At 59.3% G+C, this 25,727-nt stretch carries 18 protein-coding genes and 1 pseudogene; 7 read left to right on the forward strand and 12 right to left on the reverse strand.

The window, feature by feature from the left end; translation table 11 throughout:
- Positions 1-220: 220 nt before the first annotated feature.
- The 6 genes from AXZ77_RS14525 to AXZ77_RS14550 all read right to left on the reverse strand — a co-directional run bounded on the left by AXZ77_RS14525 (position 221) and on the right by AXZ77_RS14550 (position 6,792).
- On the reverse strand, positions 221-874 hold the full coding sequence (locus AXZ77_RS14525) for a hypothetical protein (protein ID WP_098411701.1): 654 nt from the start codon (positions 872-874) through the stop codon (positions 221-223).
- Positions 875-910: 36 nt separating this feature from the next.
- Positions 911-2,086, reverse strand: a complete 1,176-nt coding sequence (locus AXZ77_RS14530) for an AAA family ATPase (RefSeq protein WP_098411702.1) — start codon at positions 2,084-2,086, stop codon at positions 911-913.
- 384 nt (positions 2,087-2,470) lie between these two features.
- Positions 2,471-2,890 carry a hypothetical protein gene (locus AXZ77_RS14535; protein WP_098411703.1) on the reverse strand — a complete coding sequence of 140 codons (420 nt, stop codon included), beginning with the start codon at positions 2,888-2,890 and terminating at the stop codon, positions 2,471-2,473.
- A 92-nt stretch (positions 2,891-2,982) separates the two neighbouring features.
- Entirely contained in the window at positions 2,983-3,369 is a 387-nt protein-coding gene (locus AXZ77_RS14540) for a hypothetical protein (RefSeq protein WP_098411704.1), read from the reverse strand.
- A gap of 139 nt (positions 3,370-3,508) precedes the next feature.
- Complete coding sequence (locus AXZ77_RS14545) at positions 3,509-4,783, reverse strand: hypothetical protein (protein WP_141536284.1); 1,275 nt, start codon at positions 4,781-4,783, stop codon at positions 3,509-3,511.
- A gap of 56 nt (positions 4,784-4,839) precedes the next feature.
- Positions 4,840-6,792 carry a hypothetical protein gene (locus AXZ77_RS14550; RefSeq protein WP_098411706.1) on the reverse strand — a complete coding sequence of 651 codons (1,953 nt, stop codon included), beginning with the start codon at positions 6,790-6,792 and terminating at the stop codon, positions 4,840-4,842.
- Between the two features lie 549 nt (positions 6,793-7,341).
- On the opposite strand from AXZ77_RS14550, the gene AXZ77_RS14555 reads away from it, so the two are divergent.
- Positions 7,342-8,619, forward strand: a complete 1,278-nt coding sequence (locus AXZ77_RS14555) for a hypothetical protein (protein WP_098411707.1) — start codon at positions 7,342-7,344, stop codon at positions 8,617-8,619.
- Between the two features lie 562 nt (positions 8,620-9,181).
- On the opposite strand, the gene AXZ77_RS14560 is transcribed toward AXZ77_RS14555, so the two are convergent.
- On the reverse strand, positions 9,182-9,559 hold the full coding sequence (locus AXZ77_RS14560) for a helix-turn-helix domain-containing protein (RefSeq protein ID WP_098411708.1): 378 nt from the start codon (positions 9,557-9,559) through the stop codon (positions 9,182-9,184).
- Between the two features lie 414 nt (positions 9,560-9,973).
- Between AXZ77_RS14560 and AXZ77_RS14565 the strand changes: the two genes are divergently transcribed.
- The 4 genes from AXZ77_RS14565 (at position 9,974) to AXZ77_RS14580 (ending at position 18,842) form a co-directional block, all read left to right on the forward strand.
- The gene (locus tag AXZ77_RS14565; protein ID WP_098411709.1) at positions 9,974-11,299 is read left to right on the forward strand and encodes an MATE family Na+-driven efflux transporter; all 1,326 of its coding nucleotides are present in this window, start codon (positions 9,974-9,976) and stop codon (positions 11,297-11,299) included.
- 144 nt (positions 11,300-11,443) lie between these two features.
- Positions 11,444-14,308: an SNF2-related protein gene (locus AXZ77_RS14570; RefSeq protein ID WP_098411710.1), complete on the forward strand. Its 2,865-nt coding sequence runs from the start codon at positions 11,444-11,446 to the stop codon at positions 14,306-14,308.
- Positions 14,308-15,996, forward strand: coding sequence for a site-specific DNA-methyltransferase (locus AXZ77_RS14575; protein WP_098411711.1), 1,689 nt, complete (start codon positions 14,308-14,310; stop codon positions 15,994-15,996). Before AXZ77_RS14570 ends, AXZ77_RS14575 begins: the two co-directional genes overlap by 1 nt.
- Before the next feature lie 5 nt (positions 15,997-16,001).
- Positions 16,002-18,842 carry a DEAD/DEAH box helicase family protein gene (locus AXZ77_RS14580; protein WP_098411712.1) on the forward strand — a complete coding sequence of 947 codons (2,841 nt, stop codon included), beginning with the start codon at positions 16,002-16,004 and terminating at the stop codon, positions 18,840-18,842.
- A 175-nt stretch (positions 18,843-19,017) separates the two neighbouring features.
- On the opposite strand, the gene AXZ77_RS14585 is transcribed toward AXZ77_RS14580, so the two are convergent.
- The 5 genes from AXZ77_RS14585 to AXZ77_RS14605 all read right to left on the reverse strand — a co-directional run bounded on the left by AXZ77_RS14585 (position 19,018) and on the right by AXZ77_RS14605 (position 23,310).
- Complete coding sequence (locus AXZ77_RS14585; protein WP_098410084.1) at positions 19,018-19,620, reverse strand: plasmid pRiA4b ORF-3 family protein; 603 nt, start codon at positions 19,618-19,620, stop codon at positions 19,018-19,020.
- Positions 19,617-21,242, reverse strand: coding sequence for an IS66 family transposase (locus AXZ77_RS14590; protein WP_098410085.1), 1,626 nt, complete (start codon positions 21,240-21,242; stop codon positions 19,617-19,619). The genes AXZ77_RS14585 and AXZ77_RS14590 overlap by 4 nt, the downstream gene beginning before the upstream one ends.
- Positions 21,243-21,302: 60 nt before the next feature.
- A complete protein-coding gene (tnpB, locus tag AXZ77_RS14595; protein WP_098410086.1) occupies positions 21,303-21,653 on the reverse strand; it encodes an IS66 family insertion sequence element accessory protein TnpB in 351 nt (116 codons plus the stop codon).
- The gene (locus AXZ77_RS14600) at positions 21,650-22,075 is read right to left on the reverse strand and encodes a transposase (protein WP_098410087.1); all 426 of its coding nucleotides are present in this window, start codon (positions 22,073-22,075) and stop codon (positions 21,650-21,652) included. The genes tnpB and AXZ77_RS14600 overlap by 4 nt, the downstream gene beginning before the upstream one ends.
- Before the next feature lie 81 nt (positions 22,076-22,156).
- A protein-coding gene (locus tag AXZ77_RS14605) for an IS3 family transposase (protein ID WP_255266452.1) occupies positions 22,157-23,310 on the reverse strand; the annotation gives its coding sequence in 2 pieces (ribosomal slippage) (positions 22,157-23,058 and positions 23,058-23,310; 1,155 coding nt in all).
- A gap of 118 nt (positions 23,311-23,428) precedes the next feature.
- On the opposite strand from AXZ77_RS14605, the gene AXZ77_RS14610 reads away from it, so the two are divergent.
- The gene (locus AXZ77_RS14610; protein WP_098411713.1) at positions 23,429-24,361 is read left to right on the forward strand and encodes an IS5 family transposase; all 933 of its coding nucleotides are present in this window, start codon (positions 23,429-23,431) and stop codon (positions 24,359-24,361) included.
- Between the two features lie 447 nt (positions 24,362-24,808).
- Positions 24,809-25,000 (forward strand): annotated as a pseudogene (locus AXZ77_RS14615) (transposase); the annotation flags it as partial.
- Positions 25,001-25,727: the final 727 nt, after the last annotated feature.

Genomic DNA, 25,727 nt, shown 5'->3' on the forward strand with positions numbered 1-25,727 from the left:
TTTCCGAAAACAAACCGACGCAAGAATTCGTGTTTGCTGCTCTTTGACGTCGTGAGACAGCGCACGCAACATGGATGTGCACAACCAAATGCACGCTCCAATCGCGCGCTTCAAAAACAAAAGCTGCCAACGCGCTATGCGTCGGCAGCCTCACGGCGTTTTCTTGGGGATGGGTGAGTTTGGCTTGATTCTGCCTGCAAACCCCAGGAGAGCCTAAGCATCACGGCGGCGACACTTCCACTGCCCCATTTGCCGCCTTCGCACCCAACCCCATCCGCTCAAGCAAATCACGCTGCTCGCGGAGGGAATGGCACTCCATCTCGAGTTTGCGCAGGCCTTCTTCCATAGCCGTGCGACGGGCGTCCCACTCGCGTTCCTTCTCCTCGAGGGCAGCGATCCTTTCATCCTTCGCCGCAACCTCATCCTCGAGGGCATTGATACTTGCTTCCAGGCCCTCGACCCGTGCGCGATTTTCCTGGATTTCTTCCTGCGTGCGCTTTTTGTGCCGCTCGCGCGATCGACCGGCGTGGATCCTCAGATCCCGCCGGAATTCGACGACCGCCTGTTCGATGAGCTTTTCGTCAGTTTCCTCGACATGCAAGAGATAGGCATCCTCGCGCTCCCTTTTGATCTGCGGCAGCATCAAGGCCATTTTGCCACGCAGGCTTCCACCGTTGATAGAGCCCTCGACGCCATGGTTTTCCTTGAGTTCCTTGGTGACGAGCGGTGCGCTGAGATCTTCCTCCGAAATGCCTGCGTCGAGAAGCGCTTCGATGGCATCGCGAAGTTGCTCATCGAGGTAGTTGGGGGGGCGCCCGCCGGGGTTTTTGGCCATATCTGCCTCCAGTTTGTCATTCATGAGTTTGTCTTTCATGGGTTTGTCTTTCATGGGTTTGTTAATCCGCGCCGATCAGGCGACGCGGGAAGATGTCTGTTCCACGAGCTTCCAACGGTTGATCCGCCCGTCTTTTTCGCCCCGCACCAGGTTCTCGCGCTCGAGTTCTTCGAGGGCACGCGCAACGGCGCGCTTGTTGCTTTCCAGCTTCGCGCCTTCGGCGAAGAGGTCTTGTGGAAGAAGGCTCGCGAGATCGGAGGTGGTGAAGCCGACCATGTCGTCACCGCGCTCGTTCAGAACAGCCTTGATCGCCGTCGTGAGCCTGTCACTGTTGGACGGCTTGCTGTTCACGTTCGCGGCAGGGGCAGGACACTCCTCCAGATGTTCGAAACTTGCGACGACCGCGGTGATCGGGCGCCCCTTCCGGTCGTGCCCGATCTCGCGCGCCGCGAGCCGATACTGGAACCCATGTCCCCGCTCGAGATTGCGCTGCTTCTCCTGGGTGATCCGCCCTGCCCCATGACCGCACGGCTTGCAGTGGAGCTCCGTGTCGACATTGGCCCTCAACGAAGACGCCCCCCTCGCCCCCCGATCCGCGTCTTTGCCCGTGTGATGGATCAACATGACATGAGCGTTCAGCGCCTCCGCGATCTGACGCGCCGACCGGATCGCATTGGACATCTCCACATTCGAGTTCTCGTCGGCATCCCCGATCGAGAGGATCAGGGTGTCGAACACGACCAGCGAGAAGCCGAGCCCGTGCCGTTTCACGAGACTTTTCGCGGCGGAGATGATTTTTTCGACGCAGATGACATCGCCGAGTTTCGGCATCATTTCCACGACGTGAAAGTGCTCCTTGCCCTCGTCATCGCGGAAAACCGCCGTGGCACGGCTATTGACCGAACGAGGACCCTCGGCGGCGACGTAGAGCACCATGCCGCGCCGGACGTCCCGGCCGAGAATCTGGGTGCTCGTCACAATGTGATGCGACAGGCGGATCGCAAACGCGGATTTGCCGCTGTTGCTGGGGCCCACGAGGAGAGACACCTCGCCGGCGAGAAGAAGATCCTCGACGACGTATTCCGGCATGTCGTTGACGTCGAAATCCGCGAGCGAGTGGATTTTCATGGCGTAGTTGGATTGGTTCTGCATTTCAGTTCCCTTGGTTTTGTGCCGGGGGCGGGATTGCTCCCTGGCTACCTGTCGGAAGCTGGTCAGGAAGTTCGGAACCCAAAAATTATTTGAGCTCATTTCGCGATTTTTTTTGCGACGACTGGCGGACGGGCCGACTGACGACGAGAAGGCCCTACGGGCCCCCTTGTCGTCTGTCGGCCCGTCTGGCGGAAAATTTTTGTTCTCGAGCGCCTGGACCCATCTCCCGTTCAAAGGAGAAAACCATGTATCAGAACCCCGAAGCTCTACTGTCACAAACCCAACTTGCCGCCAGCCTCGGCGTCAGTTCCCGCACGGTCCAACGCTACGTTCGATTGGGGAAAATTCCTGTTCATCGGATTGGCCCCGTGCCCGTTTTTCGTTGGTCGGAGGTATCAGCGGCCCTGGGCCTCGGAGAGGCGCCGGGACGCTCGCAGACGCCGTGATGGGCGAGCCGGGAAACCCCGGCCCGCCCGTGAGTGCTCAAAGCCGCTGGCGCTCGATTGCCATGAGATTCAAGCGAAACAGCAGCCGTTCGGCGTCCATGTAGTCGAGCAGGCGCTGACGCAGCGCGCGGAACACATCGAGCCGTGCCCAGACCCTGCGCGTCGCTTCCGCCAAACTGTCGGAAAACTGATAGCCGTCCGTGTCGTAGGCGAGCGCAATCTCCCGGTATCCCGGCGCCAGTTCTTCGAGCATCTCGAGCACCAGTTCCACGAGCGCATCGAGATCCTCGGAGCTCTGATCGAGGAGGATTTCACCTGCCTCGAACGACGGACGCAGTTCATGCCGCGAGAGTTTCTCGAACGGCGCCTTCTTCATGGCGTCGGCCAGTTCCCGCGCGGCGCCGATCGCGGCCACCGCGACCTCTTGGGTATCCATAGTCTTTTCGAACATACGCATTGAGACCTCCTTGCGTATGAGCAGACGGAACGTCTGCTCCTCAAGACCGCGCCGCCATCTGCTAGCGGCAGGCAGCGGCACGGGGTTAGCAGTCAAGCAGCCAAGGGCGGCAGTGCTTGAAACGCGCAAGGGTCCGCGTCGCGAAGAGCGTCGAGATAGTCGCTGAACTGGTCAGTGAGCCAGCAGATCTCCGGAACGACCGGATCGTCGGGATCGATCAAGGCAAAATGTTCCGCTTCGGCGGTCTCGAAGTCATCGACATGCTCGAGGGTAAGCAAGTCGCGCAGCCCCTGGAGCTTGCGGGCCAGGCGCCGAGTCAGCTTTGGCTGCTCGGGAAGATCCCTGAGGATCTCCGCAACCTGCTTGATGGCTTGGCCCCCACCAAGCAGACCAGCCGCATTGAGAAGCGGCTCGGCGTGCTCGGTCAGGAACGACGACATCGCGATCAGTTGGGGTTGAAGGGGGGTAAAATGTTTCATGACAGAACTCCCTGTCATGCCTCGGCGATGTTCGCCGGGCTTCAAGATCAGCGTGATCTTTCTCCTTTCTCCCGCTGCAGGATGAGTTGAGGGTGTGACCTGGTGGTCGGCGAGCTTCATAAGGAAGGCTCGCTGACCATCAGGGCGCGCCAGACCGAATCTGCTCTCGAATGTCGAGCCAGGCGCGTGCCGCGGCATCACTCTCTGCAAGTGCCCGGTATTCCTCGCCGGCCTGGCGAGACCGGTGACCGAGATGCGCCGCGATGACATTGCCCGCGCTCGCGGGGTCATGGTGACGCAGATAATCCGCCGCGAGCGTGCGAAGATCATGCGAGGGCACGCCGAGATGGCGCTTGATGATCTCGCTGGGATATGTGCTCGGCGGCGGCACCGTCGAGAGGGTCAGCCAATTGCGGCCCAGCAACTCGCGATAGCGCAGATGCACAAACCGATCAGGCCGTCCGCCGAGAATCCACGCATCCAGAAGGTCGCAGATTTCGGGCCAGAGCGCGCCAGCTCCGGTTCCGATATCCGTTTTCTGCTGCTCCCAGCTCAACTCCCAGACCCCGTCCGGCGCGCGCGTCAGCTCGCAGCCGATCTGCCAGGAGGCGACGTCCCCGGTGCGACCCGGCTTGTTGACGTGTATCCCGATCAGGACAGCAGCACGCAGAGAAGCCTCATGACGTGACGAATGTCGCGGCGACTTGGCGGCCTGACCCGTGAGGTCCGCGATCTTGCGGATGATCGCTTCGAACCCGCCTCGTTCCATGAGGGCCCGCACGCGGTCCGCTTTGAGCTTTCCCTGCAGCTTCGCCCGCTGCTTACAGAGGTCGCGCATGCAACGTAGCCCGTTTAGCCCTTTCGCCGGAGCCCCACCGTGCTTCGCGAGCGCGATCAGAGCGTCGAGATACCCGGCGATGGATCGCTGCCGCACGCCATCCGCCTCGAGCGCCTCCGCCAAGCTGAACGCGAGGTAGAAACCTGGATCGGGCGGGAGCTCGCGCGCCTGCTGGATCCGCGCGAGACGGCTCAGTGACGCGCAATAGCGCCGCTTTGAGCTCTCGCTGAGTTTGGCCGTCAAAAGCCCCGGCATCATGGATTGCCAGAGCAGCGGCCAGTAACCGATGTCGGGAAGCAGGGGAGCCGCAGATTGCGACACGTCCCCCCTGCCCTTGCCGGACCGTTCGGCATAGCGTTCAGCACGCACCTGTCGCCCGGCCGCTGTGGAGACCCGAGGCGCATAGCGTTCGAGCGTCACCAGAAGTGTCCGCAAACTCGCCTCGGAACGCGCCGCTCGCCGGAAGGTCTCCGCAGACGGATAATCCTCCGGCTCCTTGCGCGCTTTCATCTCCGCGAAGAACCGCCCTGTCACAGCGGCTGCGCCGCGCAACAGGTTTTGCCGATCCTCGAGCATTGCGCGCCGCACCGAGGGCGGCGCGGTCGCGAGATGCTCTTCGAGCGTTAGTCGGGTCATTGAGAAATCCTCTTCTTCAGTTGCCGGAAAACCCCCGGGTGTTTCGCGAGCAGCACTTCGCGCATTTTGACTGCAGCCTGTTCGCCGCTGTCGCGACCGTAGTGCCGGCGCACGGTTTCCTCGGTGTCGCCGAGGATCGCGGCCACGAGGGCGAAATTGCCTGGGTGAATGGCCAGCACCAGCGTCGCAACGGCGTGTCGCGCCTGGTGCGGGTTGAGATCGAGGCCGACGACCGCGGTGCCCATCCGCCAGAGATCCGCAAACGAACTCGGAGAAAGACACCCGTCCGGAAGGGTCAGTCCCTTGCGGACGAGCCGCGGTTTGGCGGTTCCCGGGATGACATACGGCGTATCGGTGATGCCCCGCAGCCTCAGGAAACGGGCGCGATACTCTGTCATCCAGCGCCACAGGATTGCGGCATCCGCCCCCATGACATGCAGGGTAACGGTGCGATCATTTTTGACCTCGCCGACGGGATAAGAGATTTCAGCATGGGACTTCTCCTTGAGCCAAGTCAGGTGACCCGACGCGCCTTCACTGCCGCGATAGCGCAGTCGAATGAGGTTTTCTGGCCGCACCGGTCGCGAAAGCTGAATGGCCGCGAGCACGGCCGCTTCATAGCGGCGGAGCGCGGTGATTTCGCGTGCCTTGGACCCGCTCGCGCGTGCCACCGAAATTTCCGTTTCGGCATGCTCGGCGATCAGGCTCGGCGCGTTAACAAACCGCGCCGCAGCCTCGGGTGACCGCTGCAAAATTTTGCAGACACGTTCGGCCTCCGGATCCTTCTGTTTGCCCGGCTCGACGACGTGTTCCGCGTGCAGCCTCCGCACAATGTCGACCGTCGCCAGGATCGAAGGATTACGTAGCCCATGCGCCGCCAGCGTCCGCAGCGCCGTCAAGCGAGCCTTGAGTGTCTGTGAAGCCTTCGGATCACGCAGCGCATCGCTCGCTTCAGATCGTGCGATCTGCTGGCGACACGCCGCATCGAGAACCGGATACGTCATCAGCGAAGCAAGATCAGTCAGGTCGTCTCGGGAGCCCCCCTCTTCTTCCGCCGCGCGGACCAGCCAAGCGATCGCGCTCTGGTATCCGCTCTCGGCTGCCGACAGGTTGGTCGGAAGCCTGCGGCCAGACTGGCCGGTCGCCTCCTCGAGTTCCGCGAGGACTTTCACCGCGTCTTCGCCTGCGGCCATGCGGTCCCTCGCGTCAGCAACAAGATCTTCGGGCTGCGCCAGGCAGACGCGGATCGCGCTGGCGACAGAGTTCCGAAACGCCAACGGAAGGCTGTTCCAGACAATCCTCTTTGCACGTCCGGAAGGCTTCGGGTTCGCAAGCGCATTCGCAGGCAGAAGATCGCGAAGGTCAGGGTCGTCCAACATCTCGACGCGAAGCTCCGCAAGCAGCCTCAAAGCCTTGCGAAGGGATTTTCGTGTGCTCGCCGAAATCCCGCGGCTGATGCGCTCGATCTCCGCCTGGTCGAGAGCTTGCGGCGCGCAGTTCGCCCGCGCGCGTAGCACGAAGAGCGACCGGTGCTTCCGATGGGCGAACCGCGCGCCCTTCTCGACAAATCCTTCACGCGCTTCGACAAACTCGATCAGCCGGTCCCAGTCCGACCGACCCGCCCGCTCGGGACCGGAGCCTGCCTGAGCCTCCTGAAAGCGACGCAACAGGGCGCGCACCCGTGAATTTCCAGTTGCCCGACTTTTTGCGAGGTCTTTTGCCCGGCGCGCGACAGGTCCATAGGAACTCGGTGCGATGTGCCGGTCGAAATACCCGAGATCGGCGGGGATCAGACCGATGTCGTCATCAATCATCGCCAGGCGCGCAGGAATTTTTTCCAGCTCGCGGATCGCATCGTAGGGCTGCGCGCTTTCCTTCGCCCAGACGAGCACATCGGCGAGGGACGCATGTTGAGTTTCGGGGAAATCGTCATGGGAATGTTCGCTCATCGCTTTGCCTTTCTGTTGCGCCCCGGATCAGGGCCCTCGCGAGATGGGGCCCGGATTCCGAGGCGGTGCGGAAAGGCGCGAAATTTGTTCTGTTTGGATGCGATGGTGCGTTTCGGAGGCGTTTCAGCTTTCGGTCAGCGGACACGAATTGAGGCGAACTGGGTGGAAAGCTGTCGTTCGCTGCAGTGATCACCAACGACAGCAACGCGCAGGGAGGCGAAAAAATAGATACCGGAAGCTCTGTCTCAACTGGTTGGGACCACCGTTCAAAGGAGAGTTTAATATTTTTCTCGGCTGATGGCGCAGTAATGCCCGTGGGGCACACGTAACTTGATGAGGCTTAGAGTGCGAAGTAGCGTGGCGCCACGAGAGAAGCCGAATGAAAATATTCGGCTCTTTGTGAAGGTGCTTATTGATGCAGCGGGTAAAGAAAATGTAGATGGAGGCGCGTCGGGAAGCCACTGAAGCTTGCGTGTATCGGTGAGACGGTGCACCGGCAAAGGCTTCCTCGGCGCAGCGACGCCTCCGAAGGCAAGAAAAAGGTTAGAGATGAGCGTTAGTGAAGATGAAATAAAAGAGAAGCTGGCTACCTTCCTAGAAAAAAACAGTTACTCCGAAATACTTACGGGGGAAGATGGAACGATTTTCATTGCGTCTCCCTGGGGCGACAAAACAATCGGCCTGGTTGTTCCTAAAGAAACCGAGAAGCAAGATAGCCTTTTCGACAGCCTCAACGTCTGCACCCTGCCTGAAAAATACTCAGCAATCTATCATAGGGACACAAAGCAGCTAGAAGTCATATGGACTGCATATCGCTTGAACTCGGCAAGCGCGGAAACTGCCGAACGAGAATTTGAGTTCCTATTTGACGGAAATACGCATAAATGTTGGTTTGGAGGAGCATCGCAACGACTGATGAATATCGCTTCTTGCGCTGAGCCGGTTTCAAATTCAACTGCAACCAACTACAGGAACTTAATGTCCTTCATAATCCTTCAGCGCCTTGGGGACGATGAAGACAATCATCATGGGGGACGCGCGTTGAGCACCCCACGGTCTTTCTACATCGAGCTAGGGGAGTTAGACTGGGAAGAAATCGACAGTTTGGTTAGTCATCTAAATGCCTACATGTCCTATTATGACACAAAGACCCCTCAAGTTCTTATTCACGAACCGATTATAAAAGACTTTGCAGCAAGGGATCGGTATCTTCATGGGGATTTCCCCAGTAAAATTTCTGGCCGCGAGATCGACATCAACGCACTGACCTACTGGAGAGAGGCGACGCTCTCAAGCAATGAAATCGTAACCTTCTTGACTTGCTATAGGATCATTGAGTATCTCGCATTTCATTTTATTGAAGCTCAAACACGATCTCGTATTAAGAAAGTTTTATCTTCCCCACACGCGCTCTCTAAAATTGACACCACGATGCGATCTGTAGTGGAGGCATTGTCCGCTAAGAACGCCACGGAAGACATTCCTAAGGCTCAAAACCTCGTCTCGGAAACGATTGATATGGAGCTCCTCTGGGCGGAAATTCAACGACACAAAGATTACTTCTGCAAGCCCACTAATTTTGATGGTGGCTACGCCGTGAAAAATCTAATCACTGATAAAGATACCTGTGATACATTTTCAAATAATGGGGTCCGGAATACTTTAGATAGATTGCGCGGCATTCGGAATGCCTTGTCACACGGTCAGGATCAACAGACACGTAGCGTGATTCGGCCGACGGCGCACAATCGGCGCCTCATCAGGCCTTGGCTAAACCTTATTGAAATCATTGCAGGGGAGGCTATGTTGAACAGCGAAGTGGTGTAAGCCACATGACTTTAGGAGTAAATCCCATGAGCAACCCAGACTGAGACGCTACATTTAGTGCTGCGGTCGCTGGTCGACGCCACATATAGATGCCGTCATGCTGCAGAGCATGGCGGCATTGTTGTATGTGATTCGGCTCTCTGTAACTCTCTGAAGCACGTCTCCGACGGTTGCGCGACGTGCGATTGATTTGGCGGCGCCTCCAGCCCGCCTGCGCGCGGGCTTCCTACAACCCGCGCCGATCGACAGGATATATTACCGTCTGGCCGTCATGCCAGCTCGACGCATACTGACTAGTCCTTGACGAAGGGAGGCTTTCGGTTGCCGGCGGACCTCCACCTTGCCTGCCACGAACGGCTGTTGAGGGCCCTCAACGGTCATACGATAGCTGCATCATGATGTCTGTGGCTGTCGGGTTTTCGCACCTCCTGTCGTCATTCGACGGACTTTCGCAGATGCGCTCTCGAACATGACGCCGATACATGTTCGGGGGCGCTCCTGCGAATGGCGGAAGATGCCGCATGCTGGCGGGAAATGGCACGTCGAAACTGTGCAATCACTTTCAGTTTCCAATGATAACCTTCAACGGCAGATCGAGACCAAGGCGGAGCGCAAGCCAGTCTCGAACGTCAACCGGATTCATTCGCACCGAGCCAAATACATTTCGGGTAGGAAGCCCCTCAGCAAGCCATCGTTCGACTGTCCGAATGCTAACTTCGAGACCACCCGCCAACTGAACCTTATCGATCAGGGGAAGTTGGTAGCGTTCAAGCGTGCCCCGACCGGGCATGGGCCCTCGCTCGCAGGACCACACATCCTCCCAGTTTATGCGATAATCACGATTGATTCGATTCGCGCGTAATTCGCCGACGCGGATCTTACGACGCACGGTCGCGGGTGCGAGTCTGAAGTGCCGGGCAACATTCTCGACGGTAAGCATACTGGATCCTCCCAAGTCTTCGCCGTGAGGAGTTAGGGAAGAAGCAGGCCGTCGCAACATCTTCATCGAGAAGTTATGGCGGGGCACCGAGATACCAATGCGTCCATATGCGCGCCAGGGAGACCGGCTCGCAGGGAAAGCAGGCGTTGGCCTTCTAAAGTCACCAGCGGCCTACGCCGCGCAGGGCGGACGGCCACCCGGCATAACCACTTCTATCTGGCCGAAACTGACCAGCAGGGGCAGAGAGTCGCATAAATTATCCCGAAAGCTTTCTAAGGACCGGGGAATAGCTCGAACAGCGATTTCTCGAAGGTCACTGCAATGCCGGATTGCAAGATATTAGCAGACGTCAGATTGCCACTGATCGCCTGCTCCGCCAGAAGACTACCGTATTGACCGGAGATTTCTGAAAAAATGTATTCCCTTAGGCGCATCGACTATCGGCTTTGGTTTGCCATCACACTTGCGGCCCTTGTGCCAGCTCTCTACTCGACGCTACGTGTCTATTTCCTAAATACGCTCCCCGACGCGTCGAACGTCAGCATTGCCGCGCAAGCTGCGTGGCTCAATCTTGCTTATGAGGTCTTGCAGGAGGCCCTTCTTCTCCCGCTCTACTACATCTTCGGCCAAGTAATTTTGAACCGAACGGCCCTGCGCGAGAGGGTCGGCGATGCTTTTCTAGTCACCTTTATTGCCTACGGAATCCTGACGCTTGGGGTCGCGTTCGGAGCGGATTGGTTGACCCGGGCGATGGCGCAGCAGCCAGAGCTGCAAGCGAGAACTACTGCCTATCTGAGGCTTGAAGCCCTGGGGCGATTGATCGGAACATTAAATGATATCAGCGTCATTGTCGTCGTGGCGCTCTCCTGGAGGCGCGTTCTTCTCGCATTGGTGGCATTACGCGCGATCCTTACGGTCTTCTTCGACAGCACATTTGTCGGGCAGTTCAGTTTTTCGTTGAACCTCGGGGTGCAGGGCGTCGCACTGACGAACATCGCTGTGGGCATGCTGCTCCTGATACCGTCTCTCGTGATACTGTCGCGCGCTGGCGCGCTCGGAATACCGCGTCTGGCTCGCTTCGACGGCTGGAAGAAAGATTGGCTCCGCGTGGCGCTGCGATCAGGCTTGGAATCGAGCGTGAGAAATCTGGCGTTTGCGCTCATGATCCTGAGGCTCATGAACAAGGTGAACGAGGCAGGCCTATTCTGGATGACGAACAGCTTCATCTGGGGCTGGCTGCTTTTGCCAGTGCTGTCGCTTGGAACACTCATCCGCCAGGATGTCGGCAATCATCGCGGCCATCTCGACGGCCGCCTCAGGGCATATTTTCTCCTGATTGGAATCATAACAGTAGTCTGGTTCGCGACCATCCCCGGCTGGCAATGGTTCATCGCGCATGCAATGGGATCAAGCGATGCGTCGCGGATCGTTTCCCTAACCTGCCTGATGCTCGGTTTCTACATCATCTTTGCAATCAATCACGTTCTGGACAGCTATTTCTACGGGATGGGCCGCACCGATCTGATGCTCTATCAGTCGCTCTTCGTCAGCGTGGTGTATTACGGCGCAGCCTTTCTTGCCTACCTTCGCGGCATTTTCGAACCAGATCTGCAAGCCGTTGGGCTTCTTTTCGGCGGCGGTATTCTCATCGACAGTGCTGTCACGCTCGGGCAGTTCTGGCGCGTTGGCTATTTTGAGCGTTCCCGGCATCCATTCGTGGACGTTCAAACGCTCAATTAAACAAATCCAATGATCGCGCACGGCATGCTCGCGAATTGAGGAACGTGGCGGCTTCCTTGAAGCGTGCCCCTTACACATAGTGCGTTGACCTGCGGCATTCTTGTGTGCCCCTATCTCAGACAAGTTACCAAGGAGCATCGAGATTTGACGACCGAGCTTTCTGAATACCAAGCTAAATTTTTCGCTAACTATCTAACATCCGAAGGCATTTTCGAAAATGACACCTTGGCGCAGTCTCTTTCGGCCGCAAAGGTTGACTTGAACCCTCATCAAGTTGATGCGGCATCGTTCGCGCTCCGATCGCCGCTTTCTAAGGGCGTGCTTCTTGCCGATGAGGTTGGCCTCGGCAAGACCATCGAGGCCGCGTTGGTGATCAGCCAGCGCTGGTGGGAAAGGGAGCGGAAGATCCTGTTGGTTGTTCCTGCCGCACTACGCAAGCAATGGGCTGCGGAACTGCATGAGAAGTTCTCCCTGCCTTCGGTGATACTCGACACCAAGCGGATCAGGGATCTCGAAAAGGCAGGCAACCCCAATCCTCTTGGGCGCGATGAAGGCATTATCATCATGTCCTACGAGTTCGCGGCGCGGGTGTCGGATACTTTGCGCCACATCGCGTGGAACCTGGTGGTATTCGACGAAGCTCATAAGCTGCGCAACGTCTACAAGGCCGCGGAAAATTCCCGGGCGTCAGTGCTGCGAAGGGCCTTGGCGGGGCGCCAGAAACTCCTCCTGACCGCGACCCCATTGCAGAACAATCTGATGGAGCTTTTCGGCCTCATCAGCCTCATCGACGAGACCTATTTCGGCTCCGAACAAGCCTTTCGCTCCGAGTTCGGTGGGCGCGAGGGTGGCGCGTCTCAGGCCCTCCTAGCGAAGCGGCTGGAACCGATCTGTAAGCGCACCTTGCGCCGCCAGGTTCAGCGGGCCGGCCTGATCAACTACACAAACCGCTTGCCCAAGACCTTCGACTTCACGCCGGATCAACTTGAATCCGACCTCTACGACAAGGTCTCGGCCTACCTCCAGGACCCAAACACCATCGCACTGGGGCAGAATGGTCGGCACCTCGTCACGCTGATGCTGCGCAAAATTCTGGGGTCGTCGTCCTTTGCCGTGACTCAGACCCTCGACAAAATGATCCGTCGCCTGGAGGCCAAACGCGTTGTGGGAGACGACACCCTCGATGACCTCGACGGATTTAGCGAACATGCCGACGAGTGGCGCGAGGCCGGTGCAGGGGCCGAGGCAGACGCCGTCGAAGATGATAGCGATGAGGATGCCGAGCGCGTCGATCCCGTGAAGTTGGAACGCGAGATCAAAAAACTTACCGAGTATCGGGATCTCGCCCGTTCCATTTCGGACAACGCCAAGGGCAAGGCGCTCCTCGACTGCCTTCCGACAGTGTTGGATGAGATCACCAACAAAGGCGGCCAGCGCAAGGCGGTGATATTCACCGAGTCGGTGCGCACACAGACTTACCTGCGCGAGATCCTCGAGCAGAACGGCTTCGAAGGACAGACCGTCGTCCTGAACGGCTCCAACTCCGACAAGGACAGCAAGGCGCTCTACAAAGCTTGGCTCGAGAAACACCGCGGGACCGATGTAGTCTCGGGCTCAAAGACTGCCGATATGAAGGCCGCGATCGTCGAGGCCTTTCGCAATGACCGCAAGATTCTGATCGCCACCGAGTCCGGCGCTGAAGGCATCAACCTTCAGTTCTGCTCGCTCCTAATCAACTACGACCTGCCCTGGAATCCACAGCGGGTCGAGCAGCGCATAGGCCGCTGCCACCGCTACGGGCAGAAAATCGACGTCACCGTCATCAACTTCCTGAACCGCAAGAACCATGCCGAGGCACGCATTCACCAGCTGCTCGAACAGAAGTTCAAGCTGTTCGAAGGCGTCTTCGGCTCCTCTGACGAGGTCCTGGGCGTGATCGAATCCGGCGTCGACATCGAACGCCGCATCCTCGACATCGTGCAATCCTGCCGGTCTACCGACGAGATCGACCAAGCCTTCGACCGGCTCCAGGAAGAATTCAGCGCCGAGATCGACGAGGCCAAGCGCAACGCCCGTGATAAACTTCTGGCCGAGATGGACGACAAGGTCATCGAGCGCCTGCTGGGCCGCAAGGAGGCGGTGAATTCGGCCATCGGCGACTTCAAGCGCGCGCTCCTTGGCCTTGCCCGCGCCGAACTGCCCGAGGCGCGCTTCCATGACGATCACGCGCAGCGCTTCGACTATGACGGGATGACCTGGTCAACCGAATGGCCCGAGGCGGACGAGCGCGGTTGGCGCTTCTTCCGGCTGGGGGATGAGGGGCTCGCGGATCGACTTGTTGCGCAGGCTCGCAATCGCGAGCTGCCCCCGGCGGCGCTACGTTTCGACTATGGCGCCTATGACGGCAACATGGGCGATGTGGAACGGCTGCGCGGGCAGTCGGGCTGGATGCGCGTCGCGCGGCTGGTGCTGAACACGCCCGCACGGGTCTATGACGAACTGGTCTATGCGGCCTTTACCGAGGACGGCACACCGCTCCATCCAGACACTGCCGAGCGGCTTTTGCATGTGCCGGCGCAGGTGACCGATGCGCACGTCTCCGATCTACCGGAGGAAGAACTGCAACGGGTGCAGGATGCGAGGCAAACCGAGATTGTAGGGCAGGCCCAAACGATGCTGGCGACTTTTCTCAACGAGGAGGAGGATCGGCTGGACGCATGGCGAGAGGATGCCAAGGTGTCCTTCGACCAGCAGATCAAGGCGCTGACCAAGGAGGCCAACGAGAAGAAGAAGCTGGCGCGGGCCACCCTGGGTCTGGAGGAGAAGCTGGAACTGCAACGTGAAGCCAAGGCGATCCAGCGGCAGGTTGATGACCTCCAGCACCAGCTATACACCCGGTTGCGAGAGATCGATGAGGAACGGGAACGGATGCTCGACGAGATTGCCGAGCAATTGAACCTGACCCCCGAGATGACACCCCTATTCACGATACGATGGAGCCTCGCGTAATGGCGCCCAAGAAAAACAAGCTGGAACTCACCTGGATCGGCAAGGACAACCGCCCGCGGCTGGAGCCGCGCATCCTGATCGAAGAGCTGGAATTCTCGCATCACGCCAGCACGCGTCGCGAAGGCGACATCTTCGACAACATGCTGATCCATGGCGACAACCTGCTGGCGCTGAAGGCGCTGGAAACCGACCCGGCTGTGCGTGGAAAGGTAAAGTGCGTCTTCATCGACCCGCCCTACAACACCGGATCGGCGTTTGAGCATTATGACGATGGGTTGGAGCATTCGCTCTGGCTATCTATGATCCGAGATCGCTTGGAACTTCTGAAAAACCTGCTTTCAGAAGACGGATCTATTTGGATTACTATCGACGACAATGAGGCCCACTACTTAAAGGTGCTTTGCGACGAGGTATTTGGGAGAAAGTGCTTTGTCGCCGATGCAATCTGGAGAACTTCAGATAACAGCAACAACAACGCCACCAAATTCTCTCAAGATCACAATAATGTATTGGTCTATGGGAAGAATGCCGAATGGCGTCCGAACTTCCTGAACGATCCAAGCAAAAGAAAACACTTCAAAAACCCAGACAACGATCCGAGAGGACCTTGGTTCGACGGAAACCCTGTAAATAACCCTGCATTACGCCCAAATCTTCAATTCGACATAACCGCTCCTAATGGTCACGTGATTAAGCACCCACCCAATGGATGGCGTTGGTCATTGGATACCATCAAAGAGAAGATGAAAACGGGGGAAATCCGATTTTCAGAGGATGGTAAGCGCCTAATTCGTAGAACCTACCTCAACGACATGGACAAAGGCCTTCCACCGTCAACTCTATGGGTAAACTTAGACGAAACCGGTCACAACCGGCAGGCCAAATACGAGCTGAAAACGCTATTTCCGGACGTCCCAGTAACTTCGTTGTTTGGCACCCCGAAACCCGAGCGCCTGATAGAGAAGGTTTTGAAACTGGCAACGGGTCCTGGGGATCTCGTGCTCGACTCGTTCGCAGGTTCCGGCACAACAGGCGCCGTAGCGCACAAGATGGGCCGCCGCTGGATCATGGTGGAGCTGGGGGAACACGCCAAGACACACGTCGTGCCACGGATGAAAAAGGTCATCGAAGGCACCGACAAGGGCGGCGTGTCCGAGGCAACCAACTGGAAGGGTGGCGGTGGCTACCGCTTCTTCCGCCTCGCCCCCTCGCTTTTGCAAAAGGATGTCTGGGGCAACTGGATCATCTCCAAGGACTACAATGCCGAGATGCTGGCCGAGGCCATGTGCAAGCATTTCAACTATGTTTACGCCCCATCGGACGAGGCATATTGGATGCACGGCCAGGCCTCGGAGAACGCCTTCATCTATGTCACCACGGCCAGCCTGACCTTCGACCAGCTCCGCGCCATCTCGGACGAGGTAGGCGAGGGTCGCAGCCTGCTGATCTGTTGCATGGCCTACGAGGCACAAGGCGAAAGCCTGGACAACCTGACGCTCAAGAAGATCCCCCGTGTCGTGCTCGACCGCTGCGAGTGGGGCAAGGACGACTACTCACTTCGTATCGACGCGCTGCCGATGGCCGAAGAGGTGGAGGAGATCATGGAGGAGGACGCCAGCGCGCCCGCCCCGGCGAAGACCAAGGCCAAAACGGCTGCGACGCCTGACCTGTTCCGGGAAGAGGAGTGAGTTCCATGGATACCGTCGACCCCAAACGCGCCGTTCACCAGATCAACCAGCGCCTATCCCTGCGCAAACCGCAGGCAGAGGCCCTGCGCCGCCTCGACACCATCGTGACCGACATCGACCCGAAGAAAGACACTGATGTCGAGCTCGCCCGCGACGCGGTGCGCGCGACCTATGGCAATTTGGCCGATGCGGATTTCGGGGATTTCGAGCGCGGCTTCCCCAGTGTCTGCTTTGCCCTGGCGACCGGCGTCGGCAAGACCCGCCTGATGGGCGCATTCATCAGCTACCTCTACATGATCGGGAAAAGCCGGAACTTCTTTGTCCTGGCGCCGAACCTGACGATCTACGAGAAGCTTCTGGCCGATTTCCAGCCGTCGAGCCCGAAATACGTGTTCCGCGGCATCGAGGCCTTTGCCCACAACGCGCCCTTGATCGTCAACGCCGAGAACTACGAGGAAGGCCGCGGTGTGCGCGGGACCGACCTGTTCGGCAAGGAAGGCGCGATCATCAACGTCTTCAACGTCTCGAAGATCAACTCCGAAGCGCGCGGCGGCAAGTCACCGCGAATTAAACGGCTTCAGGAGTATATCGGGGAAAGCTACTTCTCCTACCTCTCCGAACTGGATGACCTGGTCCTGCTGATGGACGAGGCACACCGCTATCGCGGCACCGCCGGCGCGCGGGCGATCGAGGAGCTGAAACCGATCCTGGGGCTGGAAGTCACCGCGACGCCGAAATCCGTGGGCGCGAAATCGCAGGAGTTCCAGAACGTCGTCTATCGCTACGATCTGCCCGACGCGATGGAAGACGGCTACGTCAAGGAACCCGCCGTCGGCACCCGCGCGAATTTCGATCCGAAATCGGTCAGTCCCGACACTCTCGAGAAGATCAAGCTGGAGGATGGCGTCCATTATCATGAACACGTCAAGGTAGCCCTGGAAACTTATGCCCGCCAGAACGACGTGAAGGTTGTGCGCCCATTTATGCTGGTGGTCACTCAGGACACGACGCATGCCGGTCAGGTGAAGGACTATGTCGAATCCAACGACTTCTTTGGCGGCCGATACAAGGGTCGGGTCGCCGAGATCCATTCCAAGCTGAAAGGTGAAGAAAGCGACGAGAACGCGCAGCGCCTGCTGAACATCGAGAAGTCCGGCGACACGGATATCGTCATCCATGTCAACAAGCTCAAAGAAGGCTGGGACGTCTCGAACCTTTTCACCATCGTCCCGCTGCGCGCCTCGGCCTCGGACATCCTGACCGAGCAGACATTGGGGCGCGGCCTGCGTCTACCCTACGGAAAGCGGACGGGTGTCGAGGTCGTCGACACCCTTACCGTCATCGCTCATGAGCGTTTCAATGAGTTGATTGAAAAAGCGAAGGAAGAAAACGGTGTTACCCGAAAGCTGAAGCAGGTCACTATCGGCGAAGGCGGCGACGTGGCGCCGACGAAGCCAGTTTCGGTCGCCGCACCGTCTCTCGTCGATCAGATGCTATCGCAGGCCGAGGCAAAGACAAAGCCAACCGTGACGGTCACCGAGGGCGAAAGTGACGAGAGCTGGGTGCAGCCTGCCCCTCAAGCGGGCGGCTTGGCAGAGGCTCCCAAGCCCTTCACCTTCAACACCCCTGAAGAAGTGAAGGTTGCGCGCACAGTTCTCGACCAAGTGCTCCCGCAGGTCAGCAAGCAAGTGCGTTCCATAAAGGATCTGAACGACCCCAAGATCGTCGAACAGATCGCGGACACTGCGATGAAGGTTGCCGCTCAGGATCCCGACCTGTTTTCCAGCGTCACCAAGGAACAAGCCGTGGCGGTCACCACCGAGCTCTGCAAAAACTTTGTCGAGCGCACACTCGCCATCCCCGCGCTCACGATCACCCCGCAGCAACAGGTGTCCTTCGGCTTCCGCCGCTTCGATCTCGACATGAAAGCCTGGAACTTTCAGCCCTTGTCACGCGAACTCTTCGTGCAGGTGCTGCGGACCGAGAAGACCTCGATCATTTCGGGCGAGGAAGAAGGCGAAACCGCCAGCCGGCTTGAGGACTACATCGTCGCGCGTCTGATTGACTATCCTGAAATCGACTATGATGCCCATGCTGAGATTCTCTATGACCTTGCCGGTCAAGCGGTTGCCCAAACCCGTGCGCGCTTCCCAGGCGACGAAGATCAGTCCCTCAGCGTCGTGCGTGGCCACGCGAAGACCATGTCCGAGAGTATTTTCTCGCAGATGAAACAGAACATGTGGCGGGAACAGACGAACTATCGCGTCTCCCTTTCGTCAGCCTTCGGCGAGTTGCGCCCGCAGACCTTCGACACTGCGGGGGCCGGTTTCATCCGGGATTTTCGCACGCCGCCTGATCAGAAGCAGGACATTCGCAAATACGTGTTCACGGGTTTCGCGCGCGGCTGCTACCAGTATGCCAAGTTCGACTCCGATCCGGAACGCAAGCTCGCGGTGGTTCTCGAAAAAGAGCCAGGTGTCCGGCTCTGGATGAAACCAGGCCCCAATCAATTCAAAATCTTCGATGCTAACGGCGCACCTTATCAACCTGACTTCGTCGTCGAAACAAACACCGAGAAATTGATCATTGAAGTCAAGCGCCTATCCGAAATGACGGCGCCTGAGGTTCTACGTAAGGCAGACGCGGCCAGCCTATGGTGTCATATTGCGACCAAAGCCTGCACGGCACAAGGCGAGAAACCTTGGAGCTATCTTCTGGTGCCTGAAACCGATGTGCAGGAGAACTTCACGATCTCTGGGCTCATCGCGAAGCACACGCGCATCCCTGACGCAGATCTACTTGCCCGGTATCATTTTGAGGACCTTGCTCCAGCCACAACTGAATAAACCAGAACGCGGAACGAGTAGGGCCTCGGGTGAGAGGCCTTCTTCGCGCCACCTTTCTGTTTAACGGTTTTTTTTCACACATGCGGCTCTGTTGCACAAATCCCGTGAAGGGATGAGCTACTCCCCGTCTCTTGGACAGTAACCATCCGGCGTGGACCGCACATGGGAGCAATTCTCAGGTCGTGCCCTTGGGGGCTTTGGGTTTGCGAGCCCGCGGGGCCCATTTCTTGGCAAGCCGGTTGAAGCGTTCAAGGATGCTGTCGATCCCGGCATCTTCGGCGTCGAAGTCCCCACCGGACCAGTGGAGCATGTCCTCGTGTTGCTCGTGATCGGGATCGGCGAGGGCTTCGAGGAACTCCTCGTAGCCCCAGGCACCGCCGACGTCCTCGGGTGGACAGGCACCGGTCGCCTTGAGAAGCCGTGGGTAGATCATGCCGGGGATGGCCTCGTAGACCCGCTCGATACGGATGCTGTGGTCCCAGTCATCGCCGAAGTCATAGATATACTGGATCGTCCTGGCGCCGGTGTCCTCGAGCACCTTTTCCAACGTCGTCTTCTTCGCGTCCATGGGGCCGTCGTAGAACCCGTCCGGGTCGGGCACGCCCCAACCGGCATCACCGGCGCGGAACTCGTAGAGGTGGGTATCTGTCCAGCCCATGGCAGCCTGTATGACCGCATGCAGCCGGTCGAGCCTGATCTTCAGCGGCACCTCGATATGGCGCATCGGCTGCGGGTCGACGTCGTTCAGGATGATCCGGAGGCGGGCGATCAGGGTCATGCGGCTATCCTTTGCTCAGCCCGGGCCCAGTTCCAGGGCAACAGATCCGGCACCCGGGAGGCGGTCGTGCCAGGCAACCGGACGAGGACATCGGCGAGCCAGGCCTGAGGGTCGACATCGTTCATCTTGGCGGTAACGATCAGGGAATACATGAAGGCGGCGCGGTCCCCGCCGCGCTCGGAGCCAGCGAAGAGCCAGGACTTGCGGCCAAGGGCGATGCCGCGCAGCGCCCGCTCCGCGGCATTGTTCGTCAGGCAGATCCTGCCGTCCTCGAGGAACCCGGTAAAGGCTGGCCAGCGCTCCGCCTTGAACATGTAGTCGATCGCCTTGGCGACCGGGTTGTGCTTCGACAGCCGGTCGCGCTCGGCACGCAGCCAGTCATGAAGCTCCTCGACCAGAGGCCGGGACAGCTGGTGCCTGGCCGCCTGCCGTTTTGCAGCCGTCAGCCCGTTGATTCCGCGCTCGATGTCGAAGATCGCGTCGATACGGGCCACGGCCTCCAGCGCGACGGGGGAGATATCATGGGCCGGCTTGCCCTTCCGGGCGTTCCCCTTGATGTCGGCGAGCTCGAAGAACTTGCGCCGGGCGTGGCTCCAGCATAGCGCAGACTCGACCGGCCCCGGGTCACGGTCGGCGCGGTAGAGGTCGTTGTAGCCCCCATAGGCATCGGCTTGCAGGATACCCTGCCATCCGGCGAGATGCCGGTTCGGGTTGGTCATTCCTCGGTCGCGGGAGAACTGGAACAGCGCGGCAGGTGGAGCCCCGCCGCCGAAGGGTCGGTCATCCCTGACATAGGTCCAGAGCCGGGCGGTTTTTGTCCCGCCCTTCGCCAACAGCGGCACTGTCGTATCGTCGCCATGCAAGCGGTCGCCATCCAGAACATGGGCACCGATCAACGCATGGATCGGCTCCAGCGCGGCGGCGCAGGCGCCAACCTGGTCGGCGAGGGTCGACAGGCTGAGATCGACGCCTTCCCGGGCATAGCGTTCGGCCTGGCGATTGAGCGGCTGATGCTGTCCAAACTTCTCAAAGAGGATCGTCGCCAGCAGGTTCGGGCCAGCCCATCCGCGCGGCGTGGCGTGGAAGGGCGCCGGCGGTTGGCTGATCTTCTCGCAGGTCCGGCAGGTGAACTTCTCGCGGACGGTCTGGATCACCTTCCACTGCCGCGGGATCACCTCCAACGTCTCGGTGACGTCTTCCCCCATCTTCACGATGCGATCCGAGCCGCAGCAGGAACAGGCCGTGGGCGCCGCGATCACCACGCGCTCGCGCGGCAGATGCTCCGGGAAAGGCTTGCGCGCCGGGCGGCGACGTTTGAGCCCCGCGACGATCGTGGTCTTCGCCAGCTTCTCGGCGGCAATCTCGTCTTCGGTGGCCGCGGCTTCGAGTTCCTCGAGCTGCAATTCCATCTGGTCGATCAGTCGGGCGCGGCGTTCCGAGCTGTGGCCGTATTGCTCGCGTCGGAGCTTGGCGATCTCGAGCCGGAGATGCTTGATCATCGCCTCGGAGGTCGAGACCACCGCCCGGGTCTGCGCCAGCTCGCTCTCGGCGGCCTCGGCACGGGCCTCGGAGGCCGCGAGCGCGGCGCGCAATCTGGCAATCTCGGAAGCGTTGTTCGACATGGCCAAGACCTACCATGCCGGCATCGGAAAGCCCATGCAAATAAGGTCGATGAGGCCAATTTATCCCGCCTTTGCAGGGCGTTGGGTCCAGCGTGGATTGCGCCAGTCGATCCCCTCCAGAAGATAACCGAGCTGGGCCGCGGAGATCTGCACCGCCTCGCCGCTTCCACTGGTCGGCCAGATGAACTTCCCCGCCTCCAGCCGCTTCGTATAGAGCGACATGCCCACCCCGTCGTGCCAGAGAAGCTTGACCAGCTCGCCCTTGCGCCCGCGAAAGCAGAAGATCTCGCCGGCATGGGGATCGCGCCCCAGACCCTGCTGCACCGTCAACGCCAAGGTGTTCATACCGCGCCGCATGTCAGTCACTCCGCCCGCGATCCAGACGCGCACCCCCGCCGGGAACGCGATCATGACGGATCCAGGGCTTGCACGAGGCGCGCCAGCACCATCGGGTCAATCGTGGCCGCCACAGACAGGCGACGGCCATTCGCGAGGGTAATATCTGCCATCAGGACCTCGGCTGTCTCTGGCGTCGGAACCGGTGCAAACGGTCCGCCTTGATCCTCCGCTTCTTCAGGAGCGGCGATGGCCAACGGTGTGAACTGCGGTCGTGCATCGCCGCTCGTCAGCCTGCCTTCGCGGTATTGGCGACGCCAGCGCACCAGCAGGGTGCGGCCAATATCATGACGCCGGGCTGTCTCGGCGACACGCCCTCTACCGCCAAAGCTTTCTTCAACGATGCGCACCTTCTCTTCATCCGTCCAACGCCGACGGCGCCCGGTATCGGTGACAGAAAGGATCTCAATTTCGGGTCTGTATCTATGGTCGGACATAGCTCCGGACCTACGCCGCCAGCCTCAAGTCCGAAAGACGGTCCTCCCCGGAGCCTTACCTTGGACAGGATCTGGCGTAATTTAAGCTACTCTTTGCACCTGCTGATCGGGTTGGTTGATATCATGTCTCTGCCAATAGACCAGCGCCGGTGGCTTGCCGCCGAGGGCTGAGTGAGGGCGCTGGTGGTTGTAGAAGGTCATCCATTTCCGGATCGCCGCCTTTGTCTCCGATCCTGTCTCCCAGGCATGCAGGTAGACGCATTCGTATTTCAGGGTTCGCCACAGCCGCTCGATGAAGATGTTGTCGAGGAATCGGCCTTTCCCATCCATCGAGATGCGCACGCCCGACCGGCGGAGCCGATCCGTCCAAGCGAAGGACGTGAACTGAGAACCCTGATCCGTATTCATTATCTCGGGCGGGCCGAACTTGTGGATGGCTTCGTTCAGCGCCTCGACACAGAAGTCGGCCTCCAGGGTGTTCGAGATCCGCCAAGACAGAACCTTGCGGGTGTGCCAGTCCATGATCGCCACGAGGTAGAGGAACCCGCGCCGCATGGGCAGGTAGGTGATATCCGAGCACCAGACCTGGTTCGGGCGATCCACCCGCAGACCTCGCAGCAGGTAGGGATAGGTCTTGTGCCCCTTCGCCGGCCTGCTTGTGTTGGGTTTCTGGTAAATCGGCATGAGCCCCATCAGGCGCATCAGTCGCCGTATCCGCTTCTCGTTCACCAGGTGGCCGTCGTTACGCAGGTGCCAGGTCATCTGGCGGACACCGAAGAACGGGGTCTCCAGGAACTGCTCGTCGATCTGCCGCATCAGGCCGAGGTTCTGTTCGGTTTCGCCCTTCGGCTCGTAGTAATAGGATGAGCGTGCGATCGACAGCAGCTTGCACTGCTGCCCAATCGACAGATCCGAATGGTTCGGCTCGATCATGCCACGCCTCACTTCCCGCCCCAAGGCTTCAGCTTTCGTTCCAAAAAAGAGTTGGCCACCGCCAGCTCCCCGATCTTGGCGTGGAGCTCCTTCACCTGCTCCTCGTCGATCTCGGGCTTCCTTCGGCCCCCGCGCTCGAACACGCCCGACGCGCCTTCGAGCAAGGCCCGCTTCCATTGATGGATCATCGTCGGATGCACCCCGAACCGGCTCGCCAGTTCGGCCGCTGTCTCTTCACCCTTCAGGGCTTCCAGCGCGACCTTTGCCTTGAACTCGGGCGCGTGCTGCTTGCGTTTCGACATCTCTGATCTCCTTCTCGTCGAAGATCAGCAGACTGCAAATCGTAGCTTATGTCAGTGTCCGAATTTCAGGGGGTAGCTCAGGATTCATGTTGTGAATCCAGCGTGGTAGCTGGCTGTCATGAGCAGACCGACGCCCCCGACCTACAAGACCAGGAACTGGCCATCCTACAATGAAGCGCTCAAGCGCCGTGGCTCACTGACGATCTGGTTTGACCCCGAGATGAGCTGGGAGGCCGCGCCGACCGGCAGGCGCGGTCGCCAGCAGAGCTATAGCGACGCCGCGATTCAGACCTGCCTTTCGATGAAGGTGTTGTTCGGTATGGCTCTGCGACAGACGACCGGGTTCGTCGAGAGCCTGTTGCGCTTGGTCGGCCTTGAATGGGCGGTGCCCGACTTCAGCACGCTGTCTCGTCGCCAGAAGACCCTTGCCGTGAACATTCCGTATCGCAGCTCCAAGGGGCCGTTGCACCTTCTTGTCGACAGCACAGGGATCAAGGTCGAGGGTGAAGGCGAATGGCACGCGCGCAAACAAGGCGGCCCAAAGCGGCGTGTCTGGCGTAAGCTCCATCTCGGGATCGACGAGCAAACATTGGAGGTTCGTGCCGTGGAGATCACGGGAAGCAACATCGGAGATGCTCCGGTTCTGCCCGACCTGCTCGACCAGATCCCCGAGGATGAAGAGATCGGCAGCGTCACGGCAGACGGTGCCTACGACACCCGCAAATGCCATGACGCCATCGCCGAGCGTGGCGCTCATGCCGTCATCCCGCCTCGCCGGAATGCGAAGCCTTGGAAGACCGCCACCGCTGGCGCTATCGCACGCAACGAAGCTCTGCGGGTATCTAAGTATCTGGGCCGCACCCTGTGGCGACGATGGAGCGGATACCACCGCCGGAGCCGCGTCGAAACCAAGATGCACTGCGTGAAACTTCTGGGTCAGCGCCTCATGGCGCGGGACTTCGATCGCCAGATCGCGGAACTTCAGGTCCGCATCGCCATCATGAACGGCTACACCGCGCTCGGCATACCCGTCACGGAAGCTGTGGGATAAGTCCGTCCGGGGAAAGGGGAACCTCGGCCATCAACCGATTTGTGCAACAGAGCCCCTTGGTTTGCCGAAAACGTCGGCTGCCTCACGATGATCTCGGCAATATCTTGAAACCGGATAACTCTTTCCGCTCGACCAGCCCCAAGAATGCCATGAGGTTTTAGAACGATGCGATTTGGAAAGAGGCGGACGAAAACACCCAACGTATCCAGCTCTCCAACAAGACCTTTCATAAAAATCTCCACGGCAAGGCGCAAAAGGACAGCAAGCCAGCCCTTCGGGGTTAATCAAGTTTTCAAATCACTCTGGGAGTTTTCTTGCCGCTTGCCAACTGGAACTTCTCCGAAATGCCGACGAGACATCATCCGCTCCGCAGTCTTAGCCTTCTGACCTGCCACGGGATTTCTCCTCCACCGTCGATTAGAGTCCGACCCAACTTGAGGACGGACAATGAAGCGGACGAGGTTCACGGACGAGCAGATCATCGGCATCCTGGCCGAACACGAGGCAGGCGCGAAGTGCGCGGACCTGTGCCGCAAGCACGGCATGTCGGAAGGGACCTTCTATAACTGGAAGGCGAAGTTCGGCGGCATGACGGTGCCGGAGGCAAAGCGGCTGAAGACACTCGAAGACGAGAACGCCACCCACAACCACATCTATCTCAGTTCGTTCTTCGACGCGTTCCCGCAGGACGCCATCGGCGGGTCGAGCAAGGCCCTTGCGGCAAAGCGCAATATCTTGGTGGACTGGGGAAGCCATGCGCCGATCTCAACCGATCTGGACGGGCAGAAGAAGTTCTTCCGCGCGCGCAGCTAGGTCCGGGAATTCTTCGCGAAGAATGATGCAAAGCCCGGCGATGAGGTGCTCGTCGAAGAGGTCGCCCCCTATCGGTATCGCGTTTCAGTAAGGCGCTGATCCGCGGCATTCGCCGATACCCAGAAACTCGAATGGGACCGGCATACTGCCGATCCCGACCACCCCCAAGCGAGACACACAACCTCGATTCAAACCGAGTTTTGCCATCACTCGATTGACACCACCTCCATATGTTATTAACATATTGAAATGAAAGCTAAAAATCCTACCGCCCCAGCCATCTTTTCCGATAGCGCCAATGAAACAAGGGCCGGTGGCCCACGTATCACTCCTCGTGTGCTACACGCTGGAAAAACCGTAACACACGGTGTGACACACAGGCGCGGCGGACCTCGCCTGTCCATTTCCCGAAAGCACCCGTTCTCGGCTGGCCCCTCCACGATGCGGCGCGGCCGGATCTTCTATTTCCGAAAGCGTCTGCCCCTCGCCGATGAAAATCGGGATTCAAACCATTTTTTGTGCATCTCCTTGCGCACCGATCTCCCAGCCGATG

This window comes from Thioclava sp. ES.031 (assembly GCF_002563775.1).
Classification (GTDB): Bacteria; Pseudomonadota; Alphaproteobacteria; order Rhodobacterales; family Rhodobacteraceae; genus Thioclava.